General features: G+C 53.7%; 19 protein-coding genes and 3 tRNA genes. 6 read left to right on the top strand and 16 right to left on the bottom strand.

The annotated features are described in order from the left end of the window. Positions 1-348: 348 nt before the first annotated feature. Positions 349-576, bottom strand: a complete 228-nt coding sequence (locus tag OGX94_RS08265) for a YgdI/YgdR family lipoprotein (RefSeq protein WP_003825635.1) — start codon at positions 574-576, stop codon at positions 349-351. Between the two features lie 192 nt (positions 577-768). Between OGX94_RS08265 and csdA the strand changes: the two genes are divergently transcribed. Beyond that, a complete protein-coding gene (gene csdA / locus OGX94_RS08260; RefSeq protein WP_126956653.1) occupies positions 769-1,974 on the top strand; it encodes a cysteine desulfurase CsdA in 1,206 nt (401 codons plus the stop codon). Beyond that, positions 1,974-2,420 (top strand): cysteine desulfurase sulfur acceptor subunit CsdE, encoded by a 447-nt coding sequence (gene csdE / locus OGX94_RS08255; protein WP_126956651.1) that lies wholly within the window; start codon positions 1,974-1,976, stop codon positions 2,418-2,420. The genes csdA and csdE overlap by 1 nt, the downstream gene beginning before the upstream one ends. 77 nt (positions 2,421-2,497) lie before the next feature. Here csdE and tcdA read toward each other — a convergent pair whose 3' ends face one another. Next, positions 2,498-3,304: a tRNA cyclic N6-threonylcarbamoyladenosine(37) synthase TcdA gene (tcdA, locus tag OGX94_RS08250; protein WP_003825630.1), complete on the bottom strand. Its 807-nt coding sequence runs from the start codon at positions 3,302-3,304 to the stop codon at positions 2,498-2,500. A gap of 108 nt (positions 3,305-3,412) precedes the next feature. Continuing rightward, positions 3,413-4,510 (bottom strand): murein transglycosylase A, encoded by a 1,098-nt coding sequence (gene mltA / locus OGX94_RS08245; protein ID WP_008785702.1) that lies wholly within the window; start codon positions 4,508-4,510, stop codon positions 3,413-3,415. A gap of 205 nt (positions 4,511-4,715) precedes the next feature. On the opposite strand from mltA, the gene OGX94_RS08240 reads away from it, so the two are divergent. The 3 genes from OGX94_RS08240 to OGX94_RS08230 all read left to right on the top strand — a co-directional run bounded on the left by OGX94_RS08240 (position 4,716) and on the right by OGX94_RS08230 (position 5,013). After that, positions 4,716-4,792: transfer RNA gene (locus tag OGX94_RS08240), tRNA-Met, on the top strand. Between the two features lie 34 nt (positions 4,793-4,826). Next, positions 4,827-4,903: transfer RNA gene (locus OGX94_RS08235), tRNA-Met, on the top strand. Positions 4,904-4,936: 33 nt separating this feature from the next. Next, a tRNA-Met gene (locus OGX94_RS08230) sits at positions 4,937-5,013 on the top strand. Between the two features lie 74 nt (positions 5,014-5,087). Here the strand turns inward: OGX94_RS08230 and amiC are convergent. Further along, complete coding sequence (gene amiC / locus OGX94_RS08225; protein WP_003034016.1) at positions 5,088-6,341, bottom strand: N-acetylmuramoyl-L-alanine amidase AmiC; 1,254 nt, start codon at positions 6,339-6,341, stop codon at positions 5,088-5,090. A gap of 234 nt (positions 6,342-6,575) precedes the next feature. Between amiC and argA the strand changes: the two genes are divergently transcribed. Beyond that, positions 6,576-7,907: an amino-acid N-acetyltransferase gene (gene argA / locus OGX94_RS08220; RefSeq protein WP_003034012.1), complete on the top strand. Its 1,332-nt coding sequence runs from the start codon at positions 6,576-6,578 to the stop codon at positions 7,905-7,907. Positions 7,908-7,951: 44 nt separating this feature from the next. Here the strand turns inward: argA and recD are convergent, their stop codons facing one another. The 12 genes from recD to rppH all read right to left on the bottom strand — a co-directional run bounded on the left by recD (position 7,952) and on the right by rppH (position 26,341). Continuing rightward, positions 7,952-9,781 carry an exodeoxyribonuclease V subunit alpha gene (recD, locus tag OGX94_RS08215; protein ID WP_257662058.1) on the bottom strand — a complete coding sequence of 610 codons (1,830 nt, stop codon included), beginning with the start codon at positions 9,779-9,781 and terminating at the stop codon, positions 7,952-7,954. Further along, positions 9,778-13,323, bottom strand: a complete 3,546-nt coding sequence (gene recB / locus OGX94_RS08210; protein WP_003825623.1) for an exodeoxyribonuclease V subunit beta — start codon at positions 13,321-13,323, stop codon at positions 9,778-9,780. The genes recD and recB overlap by 4 nt, the downstream gene beginning before the upstream one ends. Further along, entirely contained in the window at positions 13,316-16,204 is a 2,889-nt protein-coding gene (gene ptrA / locus OGX94_RS08205; protein WP_257662060.1) for a pitrilysin, read from the bottom strand. The genes recB and ptrA overlap by 8 nt, the downstream gene beginning before the upstream one ends. A 179-nt stretch (positions 16,205-16,383) precedes the next feature. Further along, the gene (gene recC / locus OGX94_RS08200; protein ID WP_191222199.1) at positions 16,384-19,752 is read right to left on the bottom strand and encodes an exodeoxyribonuclease V subunit gamma; all 3,369 of its coding nucleotides are present in this window, start codon (positions 19,750-19,752) and stop codon (positions 16,384-16,386) included. Positions 19,753-19,764: 12 nt separating this feature from the next. Further along, positions 19,765-20,088 carry a prepilin-type N-terminal cleavage/methylation domain-containing protein gene (locus OGX94_RS08195; protein WP_003825617.1) on the bottom strand — a complete coding sequence of 108 codons (324 nt, stop codon included), beginning with the start codon at positions 20,086-20,088 and terminating at the stop codon, positions 19,765-19,767. After that, positions 20,073-20,480, bottom strand: a complete 408-nt coding sequence (locus OGX94_RS08190; protein WP_003825615.1) for a DUF2509 family protein — start codon at positions 20,478-20,480, stop codon at positions 20,073-20,075. Before OGX94_RS08190 ends, OGX94_RS08195 begins: the two co-directional genes overlap by 16 nt. Continuing rightward, positions 20,477-21,040: a prepilin peptidase-dependent protein gene (locus tag OGX94_RS08185; RefSeq protein ID WP_003825611.1), complete on the bottom strand. Its 564-nt coding sequence runs from the start codon at positions 21,038-21,040 to the stop codon at positions 20,477-20,479. Before OGX94_RS08185 ends, OGX94_RS08190 begins: the two co-directional genes overlap by 4 nt. Then, on the bottom strand, positions 21,031-21,501 hold the full coding sequence (locus OGX94_RS08180) for a prepilin peptidase-dependent protein (RefSeq protein ID WP_126956637.1): 471 nt from the start codon (positions 21,499-21,501) through the stop codon (positions 21,031-21,033). Before OGX94_RS08180 ends, OGX94_RS08185 begins: the two co-directional genes overlap by 10 nt. Positions 21,502-21,684: 183 nt before the next feature. Beyond that, positions 21,685-22,479 carry a thymidylate synthase gene (gene thyA, locus OGX94_RS08175; protein WP_003033990.1) on the bottom strand — a complete coding sequence of 265 codons (795 nt, stop codon included), beginning with the start codon at positions 22,477-22,479 and terminating at the stop codon, positions 21,685-21,687. Between the two features lie 6 nt (positions 22,480-22,485). Beyond that, positions 22,486-23,361, bottom strand: coding sequence for a prolipoprotein diacylglyceryl transferase (gene lgt / locus OGX94_RS08170; protein WP_003825606.1), 876 nt, complete (start codon positions 23,359-23,361; stop codon positions 22,486-22,488). Between the two features lie 190 nt (positions 23,362-23,551). Next, a complete protein-coding gene (ptsP, locus tag OGX94_RS08165) occupies positions 23,552-25,798 on the bottom strand; it encodes a phosphoenolpyruvate--protein phosphotransferase (RefSeq protein WP_003825604.1) in 2,247 nt (748 codons plus the stop codon). A 12-nt stretch (positions 25,799-25,810) separates the two neighbouring features. Beyond that, the gene (gene rppH / locus OGX94_RS08160) at positions 25,811-26,341 is read right to left on the bottom strand and encodes an RNA pyrophosphohydrolase (protein ID WP_257662061.1); all 531 of its coding nucleotides are present in this window, start codon (positions 26,339-26,341) and stop codon (positions 25,811-25,813) included. Positions 26,342-26,909 lie beyond the last annotated feature (568 nt).

Below are 26,909 nucleotides of genomic sequence, written 5' to 3'. Positions count from 1 at the left end.
GTTAAATGAATTTAACAATTAGCTAACAGGCTGTAACCTATTAGTTTTTTTTATCTGAGCCATTATAAATTGTCCGTTGAGGTTCTACCAGCAAATACCTATAGTGGCGGCACTTCCTGAAGCCGGAACGAAAAGTTTTATCGGAATGCGTGTTCTGGTGGGCTTTTGGCTTACGGTTGTGATGTTGTGTTGTTGTGTTTGCAATTGGTCTGCGATTCAGACCATGGTAGCAAAGCTACCCTTTTTCACTTCCTGTACATTTACCCTGTCTGTCCATAGTGATTAATGTAGCACCGCCAAATTGCGGTGCTTTTTTTTGTCCACGTTTCGTCGATGGCCGACCTGCTATTATTGCTCCAGTTCTACCATCTCTTTCACGTCAGTACGGTTAATCTGCTGTTTGTTGCCGTTAGCGTCTTTATACGAAATCATCCCCGTCTCATTATCGGTCTGTGGTTTACCATCAGCTACGATTGATCGGCCATCATTGGTGTGCATCACGTAATTCGAACCAGAACAGGCGCTCAGGGCAAAAGTCAGCATACAGGCAGAAATTATGGCGGCAGTCTTTTTCATCTTCTTCTCCTTAAAGCGATTTATGCTATTAAAAACATACTCCGTAACAGGCAAAATTGTTCGCCTAACGCTATTTAGCATAAGACACTGAACGGGCTTTGCCAGGATATCCAGAGTATTCCGATGGTTAGCACAACCCTTGTATCAATGCCCTTTTTGCGCCACGATCGGTTTACTGAACTGAGGAATACCATGAACGCTTTTAACCCCGCGCAGTTTCGCGCACAATTTCCCGCACTCAACGATGCTGGCGTTTATCTCGACAGCGCTGCTACGGCACTGAAGCCGCAGGCGGTCATTGAGGCAACCCATCAGTTTTATAGCCTGAGTGCCGGGAACGTCCATCGCAGCCAGTTTGCTGAAGCCCAGCGCCTGACCGCACGCTATGAAGCCGCGCGGGAAAAAGTCGCACACCTGATTAATGCGTCGGATGACAAAACCATCGTCTGGACCCGCGGCACAACGGAAGCGATCAACATGGTTGCCCAAAGCTATGCGCGCCCACGCCTACAACCGGGTGATGAGATTATCGTTAGCGCAGCGGAACATCACGCCAACCTCGTTCCCTGGCTGATGGTCGCGGAGCAAACGGGGGCTAAGGTCGTCAAACTCCCACTCAACCCCCATTTATTGCCAGACGTTGAGCGCCTCACGCAGCTCATTACCCCGCGCAGCCGCATTCTGGCGCTCGGGCAAATGTCGAACGTCACTGGTGGCTGCCCGGATCTGGCCCGCGCCATTACGCTCGCCCATGCGGCTGGCATGGTGGTGATGGTTGATGGTGCCCAGGGAATTGTGCATTACCCTGCCGATGTACAGCAGTTGGATATTGATTTCTATGCGTTTTCAGGCCACAAGCTATATGGCCCCACCGGTATTGGCGTGCTGTACGGTAAGCCGGAACTGCTGGAAGCCATGTCTCCCTGGCTTGGGGGCGGTAAGATGATTAGCGAAGTCAGTTTTGACGGTTTCACCACTCAGCCCGCACCATGGAAGCTGGAAGCCGGTACGCCTAACGTTGCAGGCGTTATCGGGCTAAGCGCGGCGCTCGAATGGCTGGCGGACGTCGACGTTGCACAGGCCGAAAACTGGAGCCGGGGTCTGGCGACGCTGGCAGAAGATGCCCTGGCGAAACGCCCTGGCTTTCGTTCCTTCCGCTGCCAGGACTCCAGTCTGTTAGCCTTTGATTTCGCGGGTGTTCATCACAGCGATATGGTCACTCTGCTGGCCGAATATGGCATTGCGCTGCGCGCGGGGCAACACTGTGCACAGCCTCTGCTGGCGGAACTTGGCGTATCCGGAACACTACGCGCCTCATTTGCCCCTTATAATACCCAAAGCGATGTGGATGCGTTGGTCGCAGCCGTCGACCGCGCGCTGGAAATATTGGTGGATTAATGACAAGCCCTCTGTTCGCCGGACACCCGTTTGGCACAACCGTAACCGAAGAGACGTTACGCAATACCTTTATCCCGCTTACTCAGTGGGAAGATAAATATCGCCAGCTGATTCTGCTGGGTAAGCAGTTGCCGGCGCTTCCGGATACGCTAAAGGCGCAGGCCAAAGAAATTTCGGGCTGCGAAAACCGCGTCTGGCTGGGGCATACTCTTCATGAGAATGGCACTCTGCATTTCTTCGGCGACAGCGAAGGTCGAATAGTACGCGGGCTGTTGGCGGTATTACTCACGGCGGTCGAAGGTAAAACCGCAGCCGAGTTACTGGCGCGTTCGCCGATGGCGTTATTTGACGAACTGGGTTTACGCGCGCAGCTCAGCGCCTCGCGTAGCCAGGGGCTGCATGCTCTAAACGAGGCGATTCTCGAGGCGGCCCAGAAAGTCGGATGACGACGCAGATACGTCTTATCCGGCCTACAACACTGCACGAACCGTAGGTCGGATAAGCATAGCGCCATCCGACACAATCAGGCCTGACGCGCGGCCTTCGCCATCATCTTCTTCAGCGCATGGGAGACAGCAACAAAGCCAAAGGTGGCTGTCACCATGGTAGCCGCGCCAAACCCGGACGCGCAATCCATACGCTTCGGCCCTTCCGCCGTCGCTTTCATAGCACATACCGAGCCATCCGCCTGCGGGTAAACCAGCGCTTCGGTCGAGAACACGCAGTCCACGCCCAGCTTGCCTTTGCTGTTTTTCACCACGCCAAAATCGCTTTTCAGCCGCTCACGCAGCTTGGCCGCCAGCGGATCCTGGATGGTTTTTGCCAAATCAACGACCTGAATCTGCGTAGGATCGATCTGTCCGCCCGCACCACCGGTGGTCACCAGCGGAATTTTGTTACGCCGACAGTACGCGATCAGTGCCGCTTTTGGGCGCACGCTATCAATCGCATCGATGACGTACGAAAATCCTGCATTCATATATTCAGCAACGTTATCTGGCGTAACAAAATCATCGACCACGTTCACCCGGCACTCCGGGTTAATTTGTCGGATACGCTCCGCCATCACTTCAGCTTTTGCCAGACCGACGTTATCACGCAGCGCATGGATCTGGCGGTTTGTATTGGTGACGCACACATCATCCATATCAATGAGTGTGATAGCGCCAATACCGGTTCGCGCCAGCGCTTCCGCCGCCCATGACCCTACTCCGCCAATCCCAACCACGCAAACGTGCGATTGGGCAAACAGCTGCAACGCATTTTCGCCATACAGACGTGCCGTACCACCAAAACGTTGGCGCCAGGCATCGCTAATAACCACAGACATAGAACCTCAAATTCATTAATACCGAGCAGTCTGACTACCTGATGTCGGCTACGCCTTATCAGGCCTACTCAATAATGTAGGCTTGATAAGCGAAGAACCATCCGGCAATTAACCGCTGAACACGTTACCCGCACCCGGCGCTGTTTTTAGTACCCATACGCGACCGTAGTGATTATACCACCCGGCACGGTGTCCGGCGTCAGCGCCAATACCCTGATAGATGTCGAAGTGTTGCCCTTTAATAGCCCCACCCACATCTAACGCCACCATCAGGCGCAGTTCGTACTGGCCGGTAAACTTGCCGTTATTGTCCAGTAACGGGACTTCCGCCAGTAACGTTGTGCCCGCAGGAATGATACTACGGTCAGAAGCTACGGACGCGCGGCCAATCAGCGGCACCGCGCTGGCCCCTTTCACCGGAGCAAAAGATTGCGGTTTAAAGAAGACAAACGATGGGTTCTGCTCCAGCAGCTCACGCACTTCGGCTTCGCTGTGCGTCTCACCCCAGTGGCGAATAGCCTGCATCGACATATCTTCTTTTTTCACTTCGCCACGGTCGATAAGCACTTTACCGATACTGCGATAGGCGTGGCCATTTTTCCCGGCATAGCTAAAGAAGTTGAGCGGGCTGCCATCGCCAAAATCGATGTAGCCACTGCCCTGAACATCCATAATGAAGTTATCCATCAGGGAGTTGCTGTATGCCAGAATATAATTGTCGCTTAGCGCGCCCGCGTAGATCTCGGCACGAGAGGGTAAGCGCCCACGTTTTGGCGGCATGCGATAGATAGGATACTGAAACTCGCCCTGGCGCGTATGGCGCGCCTGGATAACCGGTGTGTAGTAACCGGTAAACTGGACGTTACCGTAATTGTCCGCCCCTTCCATTTGCCAGGCATCAATACCAAACTGGCGCATACTGCGCGTATCACCGCCCGCACGTAACCATTGCTGGATAGCGTTGTAGACGTCGCTCTGGTTGCCGTACAAACGTGGCGAAGCGCTGCGAATTTGATTAACCTGCTCGGCGAAATCACCGGCATTGATTGGCGCGCCAACCGCATCAGGCTGGTTCACCAGTGAGAAAGGCTGGGTAAATTTCCCGTCTTTATACTGCTGCCCACGATCGGTGGGTTTTGAGGAACACGCGGCGAGCATCGCGACTACAGCTCCCGCCAGAAGATATTTTGCCCAACGTCCTTTCATTGTTCTCGTCTTATGTTGCCTGAATGCGAGACGAAGATAACAAACCCCCGAACCTAATGAAATGCGTATACATACCCGAACGCAAATTTTGAGCAAAAAATAATCCAGAATGCGTTGTTTTTGTTCATTTTCACCCTAAAAACGTGATCAAGGTGAAAAAAGGGTTGCATGAAAATGCGAGCAGAGTATAGTGCGCATCCACGGACGCGGGGTGGAGCAGCCTGGTAGCTCGTCGGGCTCATAACCCGAAGGTCGTCAGTTCAAATCTGGCCCCCGCAACCAATTAAAATTTGATGAAGTATAAGCAGTACGGTGACGCGGGGTGGAGCAGCCTGGTAGCTCGTCGGGCTCATAACCCGAAGGTCGTCGGTTCAAATCCGGCCCCCGCAACCAATCAAATTTGATAAAATATAAGCAGTACGGTGACGCGGGGTGGAGCAGCCTGGTAGCTCGTCGGGCTCATAACCCGAAGGTCGTCGGTTCAAATCCGGCCCCCGCAACCAACACATTAAACACCTTAACGGGTGTTTTTTTGTTTCTGTTGCCCATAAAAAAAGCGCTTTTCAGCGCTTTTTTGTTATCCCCTTCTCGCCAGCGTCGCCCCATCGGCAAAGTAGGCTTTAATCCCTGCCAGAATCGACTCTGCAACTTCCTGCTGGAAGGTCGCCGTTTTGAGTTTACGCTCTTCCTCAACGTTACTGATAAATGCCGTTTCGACCAGAATAGACGGGATATCTGGCGCTTTTAGTACCGCAAACCCGGCCTGTTCAACCTGATTCTTGTGCAGATTGTTGATTTTGCCAAGCTTGTTCAATACCGCTTTACCAAACTTCAGGCTGTCGGCGATGGTCAGCGACTGCACCATATCGAACATGGTGTGGTCGACGTAGCGGTCACCGCTCTTACTGACGCCACCAATGAGATCCGAAGCGTTCTGGGTCTGCGCCAGATATTTAGCGGCGGTACTTGTCGCGCCTTTGGTCGAGAGCGCAAACACCGACGAACCGCTGGGTTGTCGACTGGTAAAGGCATCGGCGTGAATAGAGACAAACAGGTCAGCACGCTGCTTCTGCGCTTTCGCCACGCGGACTTTAAGCGGAATGAAGATATCTTCATTTCGTGTCATAAAGACCTTCATGTTGCCCTCTTTCTCTATGAGGGCTCGCAGGCGGCGGGCAATCTGCAGCACCACATCCTTTTCACGCGTCTTGTATTTCCCCACCGCACCGGAGTCTTCTCCGCCGTGGCCCGGATCCAGCATAATGACAATGGGACGATCGCGCCCCGCTTTACCCGGCTGTGGGCCACTTTGTGCAGGTGGCACCTGTTTATCCAGATCGCCCTTGTTGTAATCTTCCAGCAATGCCAGCAGCGGGTCCTGAACGTCCTGGGCATTCGCGGGATAGAGATCCATCACCAGACGTTCTTTAAAGCCTGCCACCGGAGCCAGCGCGAAAAGTTGCGGCTTCACATTCTGTTTCAGCTCGAACACCATCCGCACGGTCTTTGGATCAAACTGGCCAACGCGCGCAGACTTAATATACGGATCGTCAGGACGAATCTGCGTCCCAATGCCCTTGAGCACCGAGTTCAAATTAACGTCTTCAATATCCACAACCACACGCTCAGGATTACTCAGGGCAAACTGTTTGTATTTCAGCAGACGGTTAGATTCTACCGTGACGCGAGTGTAGCTGGACGCAGGCCAGATACGGACGGCAACGACCTGACTCACGGCCGCCAGACCCACCTGGCTGACGCTCAAAAGCCACATAGCACCCGCACCTTTCAATAAACGGCGGCGACTGATTGCTGAATTGGATCCCGACATGCTTCTCCCGAGCAAAGAAATCTTTTTTAGAGGTAATACGTAAAACGTCCGAATTGACCGGAAACTTTAGCGAATGACGCATAATCTGTCATCTATAAAAGGGTAAACATTCTTTTTATATTCACGGCATTACTGAGAAAAATCTTCGGCATGGGTAAAAATTACGCTTGCGCACAGCGCAAAAACAGAATAAAAATACACAAATTACGAATAATCATGCAATGAGGGTGTGCCGTGGTGAAGGAGCGTAGAACCGAACTGGTACAGGGATTCCGCCATTCTGTTCCCTATATCAATACCCATCGGGGAAAAACGTTTGTCATTATGCTGGGCGGCGAAGCCATCGAGCATGAAAACTTTTCCAGTATCGTCAATGACATTGGTCTTCTTCATAGCCTCGGCATCCGCCTGGTCGTGGTCTATGGCGCACGACCGCAGATTGATGCCAATCTTGCGGCGCATCATCATGAGCCGGTGTACCACAAAAATACGCGCGTTACCGACGCTAAAACGCTGGAGCTGGTCAAACAGGCTGCGGGTTTACTTCAGCTTGATATTACCGCCCGCCTGTCGATGAGCCTAAATAATACGCCATTGCAGGGTGCTCACATCAATGTGGTCAGCGGTAATTTTATTATCTCTCAGCCGCTGGGCGTTGATGACGGCGTAGATTACTGCCATAGCGGGCGTATTCGTCGTATTGATGAAGATGCCATTCACCGCCAGTTAGACAGCGGCGCAATTGTGCTGATGGGCCCGGTTGCCGTTTCCGTCACCGGTGAGAGCTTTAACCTGACGTCAGAAGAGGTCGCCACGCAGTTGGCTATCAAACTGAAGGCCGAGAAAATGATCGGCTTTTGCTCCTCTCAGGGTGTCACCAACGATGACGGCGATATTATTTCCGAGCTGTTTCCTAACGAAGCTCAGGCTCGCGTTGAGTTGCAGGAAGAGAAAGGCGATTACAGCTCCGGCACGGTGCGCTTCCTGCGTGGGGCAGTGAAGGCCTGTCGCAGTGGCGTACGCCGCTGCCATCTGATCAGCTATCAGGAAGATGGTGCATTGCTGCAGGAACTGTTCTCCCGCGACGGGATCGGTACGCAGATCGTGATGGAAAGCGCCGAGCAGATCCGTCGCGCTACCATTAACGATATCGGCGGGATTCTGGAGCTTATCCGCCCGCTGGAGCAGCAAGGTATTCTGGTTCGCCGCTCGCGCGAGCAGTTGGAAATGGAGATCGACAAATTCACGATTATTCAGCGTGATAACCTGACCATCGCCTGTGCCGCTCTGTACCCTTTCCCGGAAGAGAGAATTGGCGAAATGGCGTGCGTGGCAGTGCATCCGGACTACCGTAGCTCGTCACGCGGGGAAGTGTTGCTGGAACGAATCGCCGCGCAGGCCCGGCAAATGGGGTTGAGCAAGCTGTTTGTGTTAACCACACGCAGCATCCACTGGTTCCAGGAGCGCGGCTTCACGCCGGTGGATATCGACCTGCTGCCGGAAAGCAAGAAAGAGATGTACAACTATCAGCGGCGGTCAAAAGTGCTGATGGCGGATTTGGCATAGGAGTGGTTGCCGGATGCGGCATAACAGCCTTATCCGGCCTACATCTACATCATGCCGTCATTAAATAATGCTGACAGTCCGCTGCGACGTTCAGTGCGGGTGGCAATGGCGCGGCTCAATATCTGCTCATCGGCATACAGCGACAGGCGGCGACGCGCGCGGGTAACGGCGGTATAGACCAGCTCGCGGGTAACCACGGGTGAATGCTGGCTGGGTAAAATCAACGCCGCGTGGTCAAACTCAGATCCCTGCGATTTGTGCACCGTCATCGCCCAGGTGGTTTCATGTTCAGGCAAGCGGCTGGGCTGCACCGATTTGATAGAACCATCCGGCAACGCAAACCACACTCTCAGGCCCTGTCCACGGTCGAGGGCAATGCCGATATCACCGTTAAATAATCCCAGCGAACTGTCATTGCGCGCGATCATCACCGGCCTTCCCTCATACCAGCGGCTATGCATCGAACGATGTATTTTACGTTTTTGCGCCATCACCTGCTCAATGCGTTCATTCAAACCACTAACGCCAAACGGACCTTCCCGCAGGGCGCATAGCAGTTGATACTCATTGAAGGCCTGAATGACAGCTCCCGGCTCTGCGGCCTCGCGCAGCAAATCCAGGTAATGCCCATAACCCGCCAGCGCCTCATCCAGCATCGCGGCGTAATCCTCGCTGCTGTGTAGAGTGCGTTTTTCGATGTCGCTAAATCCCTGCTGGAAAATCGTTTTTATCGCAGATTTATCGCCGCAATTAATCGCAGCGGCCAACTGACCGATTCCGGAATCGCTGCCGAAACGGTAGCTCTTTTGCAGCAGGCACAGACTGTCGCGCAGAGCAGCAGCCTGAGTTCCCGTACCTGCCGGAATAGCGCTTCCGGTCAGGCGACTGAGCTGGCGGGCGCGTTCCGGGGTAAACCCGTCACCGACGAAAGCACAGATATCCCCCAGCACCGCCCCCGCTTCGACGGAAGCGAGCTGGTCGCGATCGCCCAGAAAAATCACCCGCCCGTGCGGCGGCAGCGCATCGATAAGGCGCGACATCATCGGCAAATCGATCATCGAGGCTTCATCCACCACCAGCACATCCAGATGCAGCGGGTTTCCCGCGTGGTGACGCAGACGCTGACTGCCAGGCTGAGCGCCTAATAATCGATGCAGCGTACTGGCGTCATCGGGGATGCGTTTCTTTTGCTCGTCGGTTAGCGGTAGCTCTCGTAGCGCCGCTCCTAGTGAGGAGGTCAGGCGCGCAGCCGCTTTTCCCGTTGGCGCCGCCAGTCGAATACGACAGCGCTCACCGTCTGCCATTTGAATCAACGCCGCCAGCAGCCTTGCAACCGTTGTCGTTTTTCCCGTCCCCGGTCCGCCGGAGATCACCGATATCCGGCGGGTCAGCGCGACAGCAGCGGCCACTTTTTGCCAGTTAACCTCCTCAGAGGATGGGAACAGCGATGCCAGCGTGTGGGTCAGCCGTTGTTCATCCACTTCAATGGCGTGGTTCACTTCACTAAAAAAGCGAGCTACCGTACGTTCGTTATGCCACATCCGGTTCAGATACAGGCGATCGCCGTACAGCACTAGCGGCGTAGGTTGCTCGCCACGGCTTACCGCACTGGAAGCCAGCAGACATTCCGCCCAGTCTTCAGGCTCGCCCGTTTCAGCGAGCCAGGCGCTTAACAGAGGATGCGCGTCCTCGCTCAGAGATAACCGTGATAGCGGTAAGCAGACGTGCCCTTCTCCCGCTTCACGGCTGAGCAACGCCGCAGCCAGCGCAACAGCTGGGTTGTCACTTCCGGCAACCGCCAGCGCGAACTGAGCATCCAGAGGCCGGAGCTGTTTTTGCTCAACAGCCTCCAGAAATCGTTTCTGGATTGTCATAACATCGTCTCCTGCACCGCACCGGCAAACATCTCGTCCATCAATGCAATCAACTCTCCGTCAGGTCGGGTCGCGTAAATTCCCTGCTGCGGATTTTCACTGTCAACGCCGCGCAGGAAGAGATAGATAACGCCGCCAAAATGGCGTTCATAATCGTAATCAGCAATACGATGGCGTAAGTAGCGATGCAGCGCGAGGGTATAAAGTTGGTATTGAAGGTCGTAGCGATGCGCCTGCATGGCAGAGGCCATCGCCTGCTGCGTATAGGCAGAGCTGTCTTCGCCCAGCCAGTTCGATTTGTAATCGAGCAGGTAATAACGCCCCTGGTGGCGGAATACCAGGTCAATAAAGCCTTTCAGCATGCCGCGAACCTGCATAAAGTCCAACGCAGGGCACCCCGCCGAGAGCGGATCGTATTGGCAAATTAACGCATCAAGCTGGTTGGCCATTAACGGCTGCGAAATCGGCAGATAAAACTCCATCTCCACCTGTTTTTCACGCGCGGATAGCTGGCTCAAACTCACGCCCGTCTCGTTGAGAGGCGCCTGCAAAATGGCGTCCAGCCATTCGGTCAAAACCGGCGTCCAGTGTGCGTCATAACCGCCCAACGCCAGTTGCTCCTCGACCCAATGCGGATCCACCGGTTGCGTAAAATCGAGATCTTCAAACAGGCTATGCAAGAACGTACCTGGCGAAGCGCCGCGCGGGAACTGATGCGGTGTAAGTCCTGATTCTTCAATAACCTCACCGACGCCTGCGGCATCGATATCCAGTCGTGGGATCAGATCCTGCGCGATACCCTGTCCACGCTGTTGCAGACCGGAATAACTGGTCACGCGCCAGCTATCACCGGGCTTACGCTGCAGTATTTTTGCACTCAGTTCGCTGCTAACAGCCTGCGCAACCTGCCAGGGTTCACCGTCAGGCTGCGCGGGGGTCTGGCAAGCAATATCGTTGCTGCAAAGCGCTTCAATCGCGCTACGCAGACCCACGGCATCCATCGGCTCGCCTTTTTGCAACAGGCGACCAAGGGCGCTCTGATGCACATCGGTATCCCCTTTTTTATCGCCCCGACGTCGTACCAACGGCGCAACGCCAAGGCTGCAGTGCCATACCGAACGGGTTAGCGCGACATACAGCAAACGCAGGTCTTCCGCCAGACGCTCTGCTTCGGCTAGCTCAACGCTCTCCTCGGCATCGCTGAGATCCAGCACCGCTTCAAAAGAGCTGCGATCGTGATAGAAAGCTTGATCCTGGACGCGGAAATTGGTGATAAACGGCAGCCAGACCAGCGGATATTCCAGCCCTTTCGATTTATGGATGGTGACGATTTTGACCAGATGCTTGTCGCTTTCCAGCCTGAGCTGCTGGCTTGACGCGTTGCTGTCGGGTTCAAGAATATGCTGGGACAACCAGCGCACCAGCGCATGCTCGCTTTCCAGCTGCGAGCCCGCTTCCTGCAACAGTTCGCTGATATGTAAAATGTCGGTCAGTCGACGTTCGCCTCCCGCCGTCGCCAGCAGGTTCTCCGCAATCTGGCGAGCTGTCATCAGCGCACGCAGCATCGGCATCACGCCGCGTTTATGCCAGATCTGACGATAGCCATCGAACTCTTCGACCACCGCATCCCAGGCATTTTCGTCGTTATTTAACGCTTCAAGATCCTGCGCATTCAGCCCCATCATTGACGTTGCCAGCGCGCTACGCAGCGTGTTCTCACGCTCCGGCGTCATCACCGCCTGCAGTACCCACAGCAACTCCTGTGCTTCCAGCGTTTCAAATACGCTGTCACGGTTGGAGAGGTAGACAGAGGGAATGGCCAGTTGCGTCAGTGCATCACGGACCAGCGCCGCCTCCTGGCGGCTACGAACCAATACGCTAATGTCCGACGCGCGTACCGGGCTGGATGCTTTGCCACTTACCAGTTGCGCTGCGCCAGAATGCCCGGCCTTAAGCCAGTCGCGAATTTGCGTGGCGCACACCTGCGCCATGTAGCTCTGATAATCGCCTACGCCGCAACTTTCTCCTTCCATCAGCCACATACTCATAGCGGGCTGCGTTTCGCCGCGTAAAACAAACCGTAACCCCTGGTTTTTTTCTGCGGATTTTACCGGGCTGAAAGGGATTTCGCGGAACATAAAGGCGTCGTCCATCTGGCTGAAAAGCGTATTCACGCTATTGACCATGCCGGGGGCCGAACGCCAGTTGGTATCGAGCGTATAGTGTGCGCTGACTTCGCTGCGCGCCTTCATATAGGTGAAGATATCCGCGCCGCGAAACGCGTAAATTGCCTGTTTCGGATCACCAATTAGCAGCAGTGCGGTATCCGGCTGATGCTGCCAGATCCGACGAAAAATACGGTACTGCTGTGGATCGGTATCCTGGAATTCATCGATCATGGCGACTGGAAAACGAGTACGAATAGCCGTCGCCAGCGCATCGCCGCTTTCACTGCGCAACGCCGCATCCAGACGGCTGAGCATATCGTCAAAACCCAGCTCGCCGCGGCGACGTTTTTCCTCGGCAACTGCCGAGCGGATCTCCGCCAGCGCCCGGGTGATCACCAGATCGCGGAGAGTTAACGGTTCGCTAAGCAGTTCATCAATAGCGACAAACAGCGGGTGCTGAGGGGTTATCCCACCCGCTTTGGTGCGCTCTTCCAGAAAACGCTGTGAGAATTTCTCCAGCGCGTCAGGAAGCTGGTAACTTTGTGTTTCTTCCTGCGCCCACGCGCTGATCTTTTCGATCCACTTGCCCTGATTACCGCGATTAAATTTACGCCGGTCAATTCCGGAGGCTTCCATCAGGCCATCCAGCTCATCAACAGAATCACGCCATTGCTGCTTGATCTGGTTAATGCGTGCGAGAATTTGTTCATGCCGGGAGGCCAGCGTTTCATCATCAGACGGTGGGGCCTTGATAACCGGCGCTTCCCCCTGCAGATAGCGATCGATATCTCTCAACAGCGCTTGCGGTCCTTTCCACGTTTCAAAAACCACCTGCGCAATGTCGCGGGGCAGCGGGTAGCAGTGCCGACGCCAGAAGTCCGCGCAAGCCTGATAGCGCAGCAGCGATTCATCTTCTATCAGCTGCTGTTCGAACAGCATGCCTGACTCAAAGGCGTTGAGACTGAGCATACGCTGACAAAAGCCGTGGATGGTAAACACCGCCGCTTCATCCATCTGTCTTTCAGCCAATAGCAGCCACTGCGCGGCCTGTTTTTTATCGGCAATTTCATCTAACAAACGGGCATATAGCGGGTTGTCGGTGGTTTCACGCAGGCAGGCAATTCGCAGTTCATGAATATTGCTACGAATTCGACCACGCAACTCTTCGGTAGCCGCCTCGGTGAAGGTGACCACCAGCAGTTCTTCGACGGTCAGAGGACGAGGAAAGGCGGCAGAGCCGCCCAGTCCAAGCAGTAAACGTAAATACAGGGCGGCGATGGTAAAGGTTTTACCGGTGCCCGCAGAGGCTTCAATCAGACGCTCGCCCGTCAGGGGCAAGCACAGTGGATCAAGGGACTCAGCGGCATCATTCATTCTTATCACTCATCAGGGGTAAGGTTTGCTGCAACGCGCTGACGGTCTGCCACACTTTCCAGCCTTCCGGGTGCACATATTCTGCTTTCCCATTCTGACTGCCGGAAACCTGTGACAATATCGCCATGCCTTGCGGCTCAACCACCGCCTGATGGAAGAAGTCGGCAAGTTTTTGCGGCGTCAGCAGTTTAATCTGAGCCACTATTTTATCACGTGAATCGAAGCGCATATTGCCGCGATCAAAATCTTTGCTTAACTGTGAGGCTTCTGCCCCCAGCGTTTGCGGCGCCTGCAGCATTTGCGCAATAATCGCCTGCTGAATTTGCGCAAACTCTTCAGGTTTCATCGCCCGCAGCTTCGCTTCCGCCGTCGGGAAGAACGCTTTATAACGCTCCCAGAGGTAAGACGGCTGCTTATCACTGCTTTGCAGCAGGAACCCCATTCCCCACTGACGGCCAACGCTCATTGGGAATGCAAATACGGCGTAGCCTAACTGTTCTTCAGTACGCAGCTGATTATAGAACCACGGCTGAACAATCTGACCTAACATAGCGCTGTAGGCTGAACTGGCGTATTCATCGTATCCGGTTGGCACAAATACCGCGGCCAGCGCTGAATCCGTGCTGCTGCCTGCTTTTTCAAAGATGACGGACTGCTTCTTGTCCACAACCACATCTTTGTTGCGACACCACTGTGACCCGTTCGCACCTAGCTGTTTTTGGATATCCCGCGCCATGCTCGTCGTCTGAGCTTCGCTCATATTGCCAATGACCAGGAATTCAGGTCGCGCACCGGTTTTTAAGGCGTCGCGGTAGGTCATCACCTCTTTCAGGGTGATGGAAGGCAGCAGTTTACGGCGCTCGTCGCGGGAGAAGTACCGCACCTGAGAAAGCATCTGCACCGGCATAATAGCCTGATCGTAAGCTTTACCCTTTTCTGCGGAATCCATCATCTGGGCATACCAGGATTTCGCCTGTTCCAGCTGTTCGTCCGTTGAGGTGTAGCTGAAATAGCCGCTCAACAGCGCCTGAAAAAGCTGCGGCAAACGTTGGGTGTAGCCGTTGGCGTTAAGCATCAACCCATTGTTAGCGTTGGTAGAGAAACCAATTCCACCTACCGATGCCTGGTTACTTAACTGATCGAGCGCAATCCCTGCCAGGTAATCGTTAAGTGCGAATAAGACCTGGTTGCGGGCGCTGTCCATGGCTTTCGGATTACGCAGGATCACGCTGACGTCAGCCTTTGGCTCGCTGGCAAAATACTGGCTCGGGGCATACACCACACGTAAATCCGGCTCATCAACGATCAGCTCAGGATGAGCGTATTTTTTATCCGTCTTAATCAGCGTGAAATCATCCGGAATGTAGGGGTTCAACTCCGGTAACGACAGCGCAATGCCCTGCGCTTTTTGCTGCCAGTCGTCAAAGGTTTTGTCGCTGATTTTATCCACCTGGTAAGGCGCATCGACAAAATAAGCGGTTTTATTATGCGGCTCTTTCGCGCTGATATACCAGATACGCGCATTCTGCGGCGTCATCATTGCCAGACGTTGCTCAACGGCTTTCGCATCGTACTGGTCAGCAATATTCACCGCATCCAGCGTATGCTCGACGGGAACGCGGATCATAGTATCAGCCAGCCATTCCACGTAGTCCATATCACGGGTGATGGAGGGATAACGGAAATCGAGATCCAGCACGTGCGCCAGCTCGTCAAAATAGCGTTTATCGACACCTTTCTCGCGTAACAAATTGAGGTAGCTAAAGATTGCCGCGACAACTTCATCGCGGTTCGCCAGCCCCTTGTCGGTTAACGTCGCGGAAATGGCTAATACGCCGCTGTTCCCGTTGACCACCGGATCGGAGTCCGCGCGAATACCCTCAACCAGGCCCTGCTTTTGCAGCCAGTCAGACAACGTGCCCTGGCTACGATTGCCAATCAGGTAGGTCACCAGTTCATCGGTTTTACTGCGGAACTGCGCGCTGTTGTTATCGATACGAAACTCGACGCGCAATACTTTACGCGGCATTGCCGGAACATAGTGGATGATGATGCCCTTTTGCGCATCAGTGACGACCGGTACGGTAATTTCAGGCTTTGCGATATTCCTGTTCGGTACGCGCCCAAAGGTGTCAGCCGCTATCCGCGCCAGCTCTGGCAGCGGTTTATTGCTATAAATCACCGCCTTCATCAGGTTAGCAGAGTAGTACTTTTCATGAAATTTTTGTAATGCCTGCACCACCGGGTTGCCCGGTTTATCGCTTAATGTCTCGAGATTCCCGCCAGAGAAACGCGAGCCAGGGTGCGCCGGGTTGATGGTCTCAGCGCTCACCTGCGCCATACGCATCCCGTCTCGGGTACGCGCCAGCGTCAGCTCGGAGTTAACCGCGTTACGCTCGCGGTCGGCATATTTTTTATCCAGCAATGGATCGGCAATAGCATCCGCCAGGCGATCTACCGCCCCCACCAGCGCGTCGTTTTCGACTTCAAGATAGAAGGCCGTACGATAAGGCGCAGTACTGGCATTGTGGCTACCGCCGTGCATTTTCAGGAATTCAGCCAGGCTGTCCGGCTGTGGGTATTTTTTCGAGCCCATCAGACACATGTGTTCGAGATAGTGCGCCAGCCCCTGATGATCGTCCGGATCTTCCAGCGAGCCCACGGGGACTACCAGTGCAGAAAGGGATTTCACGGCCTGAGGATCGGATACCAGCAGCACAACCATGCCGTTATCAAGGCGCACGGCCTGATACTGACGGGTGTCTTTATCGCTTTTACGGATGGTTTCAGCTAAAGGCTGCCAACCGGTATCTGCCTGACTTACGGGAACCCAAAGGGCGACGAACAACAGTAATGCGCTGAACCAGGTGCTGCGGGGCATTCACAAACCTCATCATTAACGTATTCACCTGTTCACTGCAAAGCACGTATGAATACGTGGTCTGAACAGGGCAAGACTCTGTGCTGAACGAGCCAGCATCTTCTCTTTGTAAGAATCAGTCCGTGACAGAATGCGCATCATAGTGGAAGCCATCAAATTGCGCAATTTTTATACAATCATCATGACTGATTAAAGCGAAAAATCGGTAACAGGTAGCGCTGAGACTGTAAAACAATAGCCTCCTGAGTATCAGCATCCAGTTGACGCCAAAGACGCTGATACCAGATATCATCACCTTCGCCACGTACCATCATGTTGCCTTCATAGGCTTGCAGAAACTTACTGCGCGCTTTTTGCAACGTTGCATCGTCATCTAACATTGCATCATTTGCGGCGTCATAACAGGTTTTTATCCATGCACCACCGCTTTCGGGTAATACCATCAACGGTGACGACATGCCTTCCCGATACCCCTCAATGAGTTGCGACAGGTACAGCAACGCCTGTTCTGCATCCAGCGGCGGAAAACGCCATTCTCCGTCTTTACGCAGGAACAATCGGCTCTCTCCCCTACCGCCACTGGCACAATAGACAAGATGTTCCAGCCAAAGTTGCACACCCTGCGCAATGCTTATCAAAGATGGGCGCCAGCGCAACAAACCATCCTCTTGCACCTGCGGCAGCCAGCCGGTGATTTGCACGCCGTGACAGTTAAGATCGATTTCCATGCTCTGACAGGACTGACGACAGGCGATAATGCGTTCAGCCAGCGACTGCATTTCCTGACGTTGCGTATCCCACAGAATTTCGCCAAACGGCCCATAGGGTAGCGCGCCCGCCGCACGAAAACGGCGGAACAGTCGTTCAGCATCGTTCTCTTCAACCAGCGTATTAAGCAATTGCTGATTAAGCTGGTAGCGGGTCAACCCTTCAAGAATGAAAGGTTCCGTATCCGGGATCTCACTCTCTTCAGAGCGGAAGTTGACCCTTAAACGCATCTGGAAAAAGGCGCGTACCGGATGTGCCCAAAACCGCTGCAGCGTTTCCAGCGTTAGCGTTTCTGGCATTTCAAAGGGAAGAGGCTGCACAAAATCCGTGTGCGCTTTTCCTGACAGACTCGCCGCAGGCAGCCATTCCCGGGCATAGCTTTGCTGTTCGCCCGGCAAATAGTTTTGTGCATCAAAGGGCATACGGGTATGCAAACGGGTAATGTGCGCTTTTACCCTTGCCTCGCTTTGATCGCAGGTCAACGATTCATCGCCCGGCAGATAATGGCTTTGTCCAATGTAGTCCATCAGTTCTTGCACCAGCACCGACGGGAAGCGCTCGCTGTTATCCTGAATAGAGCGGCCAATGTAGCTGATGTAGAGCGTCTGCTGTGCTGAGATTAATGCTTCGAGGAACAAATAGCGGTCATCATCGCGACGACTGCGGTCACCTCGCATCGGTTTTTGGCTCATTAAATCAAAGCCCAGCGGCGCAAGTTGACGCGGATAAACCCCATCGTTCATACCCAGCAGGCACACCACTTTGAACGGAATGGAGCGCATCGGCATCAGCGTACAAATGTTAACGGGCCCCGCCAGGAAGCGCTGGCTGATGCGTTCCTGGTCAAGGCGCTGGGCTAGCTCATCACGCAACAGAGAGAGCGGTATAGCATCGCCGTACTCAGCCCCTAAACCTTCGGTAATAATGGCCTGCCACTGCTGTTCAATCAGCGTCATCGCCGCTTCGGTGTCCGCGTCCGGTAGGAAGAAATCATTAAGCATTTCCCGACAAACGGGTAGCCACTCTTCCAGCGGTCGTTCCTGCGCTAGCCCCCTACGCCAGAGATTAAGCTGCATCAGCAGCGAGGCCAGATGCCCTACCAGCTCGGCAATCAGGCCGCTGGACTCATCGTAAGGCAATACCGATTGCCACTCGCCCTGCGAGCTTTCCATCGCGTAGCCGAGCAGCATACGCGTTAAACCAAATTGCCAGGTATGCTGACCTGTAGGTGGAAGTTCCAGTTCACGCACGTTATCGTCGTCAATTCCCCAACGAATCCCGGATTCATTGACCCATAAGCGAAGATAGCGCAACCCTTCTTCATCAATGTTGAAACGCGCCGCCAGCACGGGAACATCCAGTAACGCCAGGACATCCTCTGAGACAAAACGGCTATCCGGCAGCGACAGCAGGCTGATAAAGGCCTGTAAGACGGGATGAGACTGGCGTGCCCGACGGTCAGATATTGCATAAGGTATGTAACGCTCGGCTGGCGCGCTACCAAAGACCGACTGAATGAATGGGCTGTAGCTGTCGATGTCCGCCACCATCACGATAATATCGCGCGGCGTCAGCGTTGGGTCCGCTTCCAGCATGGCCAACAGCCGGTCATGAAGAATTTCCACCTCGCGCTGTGGGCTATGGCAGACATGGAAAGTCACGCTGGTGTCGTTCAGCTCAAGCCGTCGTTTATTGTCGCTACGGGAATATTCTTCCAGCGTAACGCCCGCTACGGCATGACTTTCGAGTTCCAGAATATCTGATTGAATATTATGCAAAAGGTTGTCAGGTGTAATGTCGACAAACGCATCCAGTTCCTGACTGTTTTCCAGCTCCGAAAGCAAATAAATGTAATCACGCCCCAGCTTGCCCCACGAGGCCAGCATCGGGTTACCCACATCCTGTTCGCCATCGCTGTTAAATAATCCTTCGGCTTTCTGATTATCACGAAACAGCGGCAGATGCCGTTCTTCAAAGCTGTGCCGACGCTGACGTGCCATCAGCTTCGCCAGCCAGGCAGGATCTTTAATATCCCCCCAGTAGTAGCGACAAGGGTTGGTAAACAGCAGATGAATATCAATGTGCTTACCCAGTGCCTGCAATGCCTGCAAATAAACCGGCGGCAGCGCCGAAATACCGCAAATAAAGACGCGAGAAGGCAGTCCCTGCGGGCACTCGGACGCGTTTTCCAACGTCTGAATAAATCGTTGGTATAAATTGGCACGATGCCAGCGCGGCTGGCCCAATTCCGCGGTGTATTCCACCAGCGCTTTCCACAACGGTGCCTGCCAGGCCTGAGACTCGCCAAGTCCCTCAACCTGTCGCCCCGCTTCCCACTGGGTCAACCAGTCAGGGCGGTAGACTAAATACTGGTCGAAAAGGTCAGCCGCGCGCGAGGAAAGCTGAAAAAGCTTACGTTTATCAGTGTCGTCCGTCAGATAGTGGCGTAGCAATGCGAAGTCATCGCTATCCAGCAATTGTGGCAACAGCGTCATCAACTTCCAGCTCATGCTCTGTTTGCTGAACGCACTCTCTTTCGGGATATCCGGCAGCACGCGCACAAACATATCCCAGATAAAACTCGCGGGCAGCGGAAAATCGATATTGGCGGCAATACTAAACTTCTGTGCAAGAGTCATTTGTAGCCACTGCGCCATACCGGTACTTTGAACCAGGATCATCTCAGGCTCAAAGGGGTCGTCCAGCCGCTCGCGCTCAACGATAAATTCCATTAACGCTTCCAGCACATCCAGACGGTTGGAGTGGTAGACCCTTAACATAGCGACTCCTGACTACTGACGATTCGGGCAATGCAGACGCGTCATCTGACCCTGCCTGCCGAGGGGTGAAGAAATTATAACGTTGATGCTGACACATCCCGCTCTCGTTGTCTGCATTCGGTTAACCTGCCAGTTCACAGGCGATGAAAACGGGTACAGCTGGGTTTGCTGCCAGGCGTGGCGCCAGAGTTGCTGATACTGGTTTCTGATGATAAAGCTGTTCATTAGCACCCGCTGATATCCTGACAACGCGGTCACAATCATTACCATTAGTACCATTGCCAGCATCACTTCCGGCAGACTAAAGCCACGCTGTCTGTTCAGGGGATCTGGCATAACGTCTGCTCCTTTAGCGGACAAAAATCGCTCCAGCCACGCGCCGAGAATTCTATGTTGCCATCAATAACCGCCCCCTGACGCCATAACGATATCTCTTCATAGTGGGCAATAAGCAGCACAAAATTATTGGTAAGCAGACGCAGGCAAACCGCGGCATCCTGCGTAGGAACGCGCCGACACTGTACGGCGGGTTGTAAGCGCCAGGGCTGCGTACGCCCCCATTCCATCGCGGATTGCACTACCGCCTGACGCTGCAGCGCCTGACTTTGTGTGACCACACGCGCAGCAAAACTGGCCTCCTGTCTGCTAACGCCTTGCAGCAGCAGACTACCGAGCACCAGCAGCAACAGGACCATTGTCAGAGAGGATACGCCTCTCTCACGGTTCATAGGTTGAATCCCGTAACGCTGTAGATCGCTTCAACAACTTTTTGTGGTTGGTCATTGCTCACTCCACGCAAACGCAGCGTAAGAAGCGGGGAATATCCGCTGAAATTCAGCCTTTCAACCTGGAATGCCTCAATCTTCATCGTGGCCGGATCGGTCATTTTCTCCCATCCTTTGCCAGTGCAGCCGGTGGCTCCACGCACGGTTTCCAACACCTTGTCCTGTAAACGAAACCCAATAGAATCAGCCTCTTTCACGGGACTGCTTTCCCAAACGCCATTGCTGTTGGCATCCCAGCGGGCAATAACACAGTCTCCCTTAGCCGATATCACCAGTCCCTCTCCGACACAGTTTCCCCGGCAATACCCCGCCCGCTGAAGATGCTTCGCCACGGTGTAGACCCGCTGCCATATTTCATCTTCCAGTACTAACTGGCGGGTGTTACGCAGAATCTCTCGCTGTAGCGCCGGTAAAAATCGCGCTGAGCTAAGCAATAAAATACTGCTAATCGCCATGGCAATGAGCATCTCCAGCAGTGAAAATCCCCGTTCGTTTACTGACATAATCTGGCCTCATCGCGCTCGCAAAGCCTGATTCGTCCCCAGCCAGACACCACCACGCGCCATTCCCCTGCCGTATTTTTCAGGCGTATATGTCCGGCCCATGCCGTATTGCGCAGTCCAAAAAAGGCCAGTGAAGGTGTTATCTCTGCCATTTCGACGTCATCCCAGGGCGGTGTAAAAACCAAAGACGAAACGGGTCGACACGTGGTTTGCGAAGCCGCAGAGCTGACAAAACACCATGATGTGCCATCCCGAATCACGCTTATCACGTGATCGCGGTTACGCCAGTTAGCATCTTCACGCAGTTGCAGCAGGTAGTCCCGCACCTGGCAGGCTGTCTGCCACAGCCGCTGCTGTTGCTGCCAGCGCTGCCAACCATACAGCCCAGATGCACCAAGCGCCGCGACAATCAGCATCGCAATCAGAGTTTCGAGAAGCGTGTAACCTTGTTGTTTTTTCATGTCGCCAGTATGGCGTGAGGAAAATGAATAACGAGCGGGAAATTCGGTTTCTACGGCGAGCTATGGGGAATATTTAGCGCGTTACAGGCCGTTGCAATATTTCAGGAATCCACGCCGAAAAACGCGATTTGAGACAAAAAAAACCGACGCTCATGGGCGTCGGTTGTGACAGCCTGAAACAGGTTAGATAGCTACCGGCGCTTTAATACCCGGGTGCGGATCGTAGCCTTCAATTTCGAAGTCTTCGAAGCGATAGTCAAAGATTGATTCAGGCTTACGTTTGATAACCAGTTTCGGCAGCGCGCGAGGTTCACGGCTAAGCTGCAGATGCGTTTGATCCATATGGTTGCTGTACAGGTGCGTGTCGCCGCCGGTCCAGACAAAATCACCCACTTCCAGATCGCACTGCTGCGCCATCATGTGTACCAGCAAAGCGTAGCTGGCAATGTTAAACGGCAGGCCGAGGAACACATCGCACGAACGCTGATACAGCTGGCAGGAGAGCTTGCCATCCGCCACGTAGAACTGGAAGAACGCATGGCACGGTGCCAGCGCCATTTTATCCAGCTCACCGACGTTCCATGCGGAAACGATGATGCGACGAGAGTCCGGATCATTTTTCAGCTGGTTTAGCACGGTGGTGATCTGGTCGATATGGCGACCATCTGGCGTAGGCCACGCGCGCCATTGTTTGCCATAAACCGGGCCTAAATTACCATTTTCATCCGCCCATTCGTCCCAGATTGAGACGTTGTTTTCATGCAGGTAGGCAACGTTAGTATCGCCCTGCAAGAACCACAGCAACTCATGAATGATCGAGCGTAAATGGCAGCGTTTAGTCGTAACCAGCGGGAACCCTTCCTGCAGATTAAAACGCATCTGATGACCAAAAATGGAAAGCGTTCCGGTTCCGGTGCGGTCGTTTTTCTGTGTGCCTTCATCCAGCACTTTTTGCATCAGTTCTAAATACTGTTTCATGGTTCCTCAGGAAACGTGTTGCTGTGGGCTGCGGCGGTACGCCCAAACCATCATAATAATGCCTGCGACAATCATCGGGATAGAGAGGATCTGCCCCATGCTGATGTACTGTACCCAGGTGCCGGTAAACTGCGCATCCGGCTGGCGGAAGAATTCAACAATAATACGAAACGCGCCATAACCAATCAGGAACAGACCGGATACCGAACCCATCGGGCGTGGTTTGCGAATGTACAAGTTCAGAATGATAAACAGCACAACGCCTTCCAGCGCCATCTCATAAAGCTGTGAGGCGTGGCGTGGCAGCGAGCCGTAGGTATCAAAAATAGACTGCCATTGCGGGTTAGTTTGCAGCAGTAAAATATCTTCGGTACGGGAGCCCGGGAACAGCATGGCGTACTTGAAGTTCGGGTCAACGCGTCCCCACAGCTCACCGTTGATAAAGTTGCCCAGACGCCCAGCACCCAGGCCAAACGGAATCAGCGGGGCAATGAAATCAGAAACCTGGAAGAACGAACGCTTAGTGCGTTTGGCGAAGATAATCATCACCAGGATCACACCGATAAGTCCACCGTGGAAGGACATACCGCCGTCCCAGACGCGGAACAGATACAGGGGATTATCGAGGAATAACGGGAAGTTATAGAACAGTACGTAACCAATACGCCCACCGAGGAAAACCCCGAGGAAGCCCGCATACAGTAAGTTTTCTACTTCATTTTTGGTCCAGCCACTGCCCGGACGATTCGCGCGGCGCGTCGCCAGCCACATCGCGAAAATAAACCCCACCAAATACATTAAGCCGTACCAGTGAAGCGCGACGGGTCCGATTGAGAAAATGACCGGATCGAAATCCGGAAAATGCAGATAGCTACTGGTCATCTGTCACCACAAGTTCTTGTTATTTCGCTGAAGTCAGACAGCAATTGATAAGCGCGCCTGCATAATGCAGGCGCTCCAAAGGTGCGAATGATAGCACAAGGGGTTAGAAGCGGATGCCGGGAAGATGTAAAAGATCTGTATAGGTAATCTCTATCCCCCGTAATACCTGATAGCGCTACGCTTGTCAGACCTACAATCCCCCGCGAATCAAGCCCCCCATGCCACGACGCTCCATGAAGGCCGCTACCTGATGGCGTACTTCTGTTGCCATCTGTGCCTCCAGGCTGCGCTGCGCCAGCGTTTGCGCCTCATCAAAATCGATATGACGCAGCAGATATTTTACGCGAGCGACAGAACGACCGTTCATCGACAAATGACGGAAACCGAGACCGATCAGAATAGCCACGCACATCGGGTCGCCCGCCATTTCACCACACAGGCGCAAATCGATACCGCTTCTTTCGGCTTCCTGCGCAATCATCGCCAGCGCACGCAACATCCCCGGATGCAGGCTGTCATAAATGCTGGCTACCCGTGTGTTGTTACGATCGACGGCCAGTATGTACTGGGTAAGGTCGTTGGTTCCGACCGATATAAAGTCTATCCGGTTTGTCAGATGCGGCAGCATGAACACCATCGACGGAACTTCCAACATGATGCCAATGCGCGGTTTCGGGATCTCGTAACCGATCATCTCCTCCACTTCGCGTCCGGCGCGTTCAATCAAACGTCGCGCTTCGTCCACTTCATCGATGCTGGTTACCATCGGCAGCAAAATGCTCAGGTTTCCGGTTGCCGCATTCGCACGCAGCATAGCGCGAACCTGGATCAAAAAGATCTCCGGCTGATCGAGCGTTATGCGGATCCCTCGCCAGCCAAGGCACGGGTTCTCTTCACTGATCGGCATATAGGGCAGCTGTTTATCGGCGCCGACATCCAGCGTACGCAGGGTCACCGGCTTGTCGTTAAACATTTGCAGCATCCCCTGATACTGCGCAACCTGTTCTTCTTCCGAAGGAAATCCGCTTTGCAGCATGAACGGGATTTCGGTGCGATAGAGGCCAATGCCGTCGATTCGGCTACCCAGCTTTTCTTCATGTTCCGGGCTGAGACCCGCATTGAGCATCACCTTCACGCGCTCGCCGCTTTTCAGCTGTGCTGGCTGGTTGACGTCGTCTTCCGCCAGGCGGCTCAGCTCAATTTCTTCACTGATAAGACGCTGGTATTCCTGGATCAATACCGGTTCCGGATCGACCAGCAGTTCACCGCGATAACCGTCCACCACCAGCGTACGGCGATGCAGCACCGACGGCTGGATATCGGCCCCCATAACGGTAGGGATACCCAGCGCACGCACCATAATTGCCGCATGAGAGTTGGCTGCGCCGTCCCGGACAACCACGCCAACTAACCGGTCCTGAGGAAGCTCCGCCAGCGTGGTTGCTGAAAGTTCATCCGCCACCAGCACAAAGCGTTCCGGCCAGGCATTCGGCCCCTGGATAGAGTCATCAAGGTGGAACAGCAGACGCTGGCCCAGCGCGCGTAAATCTCCGGCCCGCTCTTTGAGGTAGTTATCGCTCAGCGCGGCGAACTGTTCGGCAAACTTTTCGATGATCGTTTTAACCGCCCACTCGGCCACCGAACCGTTATCCACTTCCGCAAACAGCTCGCGGCGCAGACGGGTATCGGAAAGCAAGTGCGAGTAAAGATCAAAGATCGCCGCCGTTTCTTTCTGCGCCCCAGCGGTAAAACGCTTGCTGTAGCGGCGGAATTCGTTCGCCGCCTCTTCCAGCGCACCAGTCAGTCGCTCGCGTTCAAGCACTGGATCCAGCGTTGAAGCCTGGTAGACCTGTTCCATCAGCGGCAGCGTCGCATCCTGCCAACCTTCGGCTATTGCCACACCGGGAGCGGCAGGCAGCGCACGGATACGTGTTTGACGGTATTGACCGAACAGCGCGTTTAGCTGCGACTGCGAAAGTATGGCCGCCATTTGCGTGGCGAGCGTGACGAGGAAAGACTCTTCACTTTCATCGTACTGACGCAGCTCACGCTGCTGCACCACCAGCACACCTAAAAGCTGGCGACGCTGAATGATCGGTACGCCTAAGAATGCACGAAAACGCTCTTCTTTTACCGAAGGAATGTATTTAAAGCTGGGATGTTTTTGCGCATCGGCGAGGTTGATAGGTTCCGCCAGCCTGCCAACCAGGCCAACGATACCTTCATCAAACGCGAGTGCGACAGTGCGACCACGTGGTTTTTTTAGTCCCCGGGTCGCCATGAGGTAATAACAACGTCGATCGTGATCGGCCAGATAGACCGAGCAGACCTCGGTATCCATCGCAAGACAGATGTCGGTAACCAGTATATTCAGCGCTTCGTTCAGACGCGGAGCACTGGCCACCTTTTCGACTATTTCGCGCAGGCGGGTGAGCATAATTTGCGTAGCTTAACCTCTTTTACGTCTGTACGCAGGTGCGCTTTGCGGTTTAGGAGTGCTCTCCTGAAGCGTCATGACAACACTTGCGAATTCTTTCATCACCCTGCGATAGACATCGCGTTTAAATGACACCACCTGTCGAACCGGATACCAGTAACTCACCCAGCGCCAGCCGTCGAACTCAGGTGTACTGCTGGTTTGCATATTGATTTCAGCATCGCTACTGACCAATTGCAGAAGAAACCATTTTTGTTTCTGGCCGATACAAACCGGCTTCGTGTCCCAACGCACCAAACGTTTCGGTAACTTGTAACGCAACCAGTTACGAGTAGAAGCAAGGATCCGTACATCTTTACGACTGAGACCCACTTCTTCAAAGAGTTCCCGGTACATCGCCTGCTCTGCTGTCTCTCCTGCATTGATCCCACCTTGTGGGAATTGCCAGGAGTGCTGACCAAATCGCCGGGCCCACATGACCTGCCCCTGGCGGTTACAAATTACTATCCCTACATTCGGGCGGTAGCCATCGTCATCAATCACCGGACTACCTCAACATAAACCTTATATACAAACGATTGTTTCACACTCCTGAGGGGCGGTAAACCACTCTGTTAAGGGTGCGATATTCTAATAACAATTGAATAACTCACAGTTAAAGGCCGAGTTATAAACAGAAGAAGGGCAAGCAAGGCGATTTTATTCACCTTTTCTGTGGATATAGTTGTGAAGAAGTACGGAATTACTATGGGAAAACCCAGAACAGTCCGAATAAGACATTCGTCACATATCAAAAATACTCTTATACATTCATAAAGTTAAAACCGATCCACGCAGATAAACACACAGAAATGTGATGTGCATCACGCATACGATCTTCACGCTGATGAAAGATCGACCAGCGTTGGTTTTATCCACAGATTATGCCAATAAGTTAGGCACAATTTGTGTGAAAATTCGATTTTCGTCGCACGTCAAGGCTGTAAATTGAAACAGTAGTGGGGGTTTTTCACAGTTATCCCATCTTTCTGTGGATAACATGGTGTAAGATCCTGTTCATTGTCAGTGACCAGAATTGGAAAACCCGCTTCGCTGTTGCGCAACTCTGCGA

This window comes from Citrobacter sp. Cpo037 (assembly GCF_030332945.1).
Classification (GTDB): domain Bacteria; phylum Pseudomonadota; class Gammaproteobacteria; order Enterobacterales; family Enterobacteriaceae; genus Citrobacter; species Citrobacter portucalensis.
The sequence above is the reverse complement of the archived record's forward strand: the minus strand, read 5'-3'. Positions and strand labels throughout refer to the sequence as shown.

Excerpts from the sequence above, each read along its gene's own strand:
- OGX94_RS08190 (WP_003825615.1), bottom strand. The coding sequence starts at position 20,480 with ATGAACCGTGAGAGAGGCGTATCCTCTCTGACAATGGTCCTGTTGCTG.
- OGX94_RS08180 (WP_126956637.1), bottom strand. The coding sequence starts at position 21,501 with ATGAAAAAACAACAAGGTTACACGCTTCTCGAAACTCTGATTGCGATG.
- recD (WP_257662058.1), bottom strand. The coding sequence starts at position 9,781 with ATGACAATCCAGAAACGATTTCTGGAGGCTGTTGAGCAAAAACAGCTC.
- recB (WP_003825623.1), bottom strand. The coding sequence starts at position 13,323 with ATGAATGATGCCGCTGAGTCCCTTGATCCACTGTGCTTGCCCCTGACG.
- OGX94_RS08185 (WP_003825611.1), bottom strand. The coding sequence starts at position 21,040 with ATGTCAGTAAACGAACGGGGATTTTCACTGCTGGAGATGCTCATTGCC.
- tcdA (WP_003825630.1), bottom strand. The coding sequence starts at position 3,304 with ATGTCTGTGGTTATTAGCGATGCCTGGCGCCAACGTTTTGGTGGTACG.
- csdE (WP_126956651.1), top strand. The coding sequence starts at position 1,974 with ATGACAAGCCCTCTGTTCGCCGGACACCCGTTTGGCACAACCGTAACC.
- ptrA (WP_257662060.1), bottom strand. The coding sequence starts at position 16,204 with ATGCCCCGCAGCACCTGGTTCAGCGCATTACTGTTGTTCGTCGCCCTT.
- recC (WP_191222199.1), bottom strand. The coding sequence starts at position 19,752 with ATGTTAAGGGTCTACCACTCCAACCGTCTGGATGTGCTGGAAGCGTTA.
- lgt (WP_003825606.1), bottom strand. The coding sequence starts at position 23,361 with ATGACCAGTAGCTATCTGCATTTTCCGGATTTCGATCCGGTCATTTTC.
- thyA (WP_003033990.1), bottom strand. The coding sequence starts at position 22,479 with ATGAAACAGTATTTAGAACTGATGCAAAAAGTGCTGGATGAAGGCACA.
- csdA (WP_126956653.1), top strand. The coding sequence starts at position 769 with ATGAACGCTTTTAACCCCGCGCAGTTTCGCGCACAATTTCCCGCACTC.
- amiC (WP_003034016.1), bottom strand. The coding sequence starts at position 6,341 with ATGTCGGGATCCAATTCAGCAATCAGTCGCCGCCGTTTATTGAAAGGT.
- OGX94_RS08265 (WP_003825635.1), bottom strand. The coding sequence starts at position 576 with ATGAAAAAGACTGCCGCCATAATTTCTGCCTGTATGCTGACTTTTGCC.
- ptsP (WP_003825604.1), bottom strand. The coding sequence starts at position 25,798 with ATGCTCACCCGCCTGCGCGAAATAGTCGAAAAGGTGGCCAGTGCTCCG.
- mltA (WP_008785702.1), bottom strand. The coding sequence starts at position 4,510 with ATGAAAGGACGTTGGGCAAAATATCTTCTGGCGGGAGCTGTAGTCGCG.
- OGX94_RS08195 (WP_003825617.1), bottom strand. The coding sequence starts at position 20,088 with ATGCCAGATCCCCTGAACAGACAGCGTGGCTTTAGTCTGCCGGAAGTG.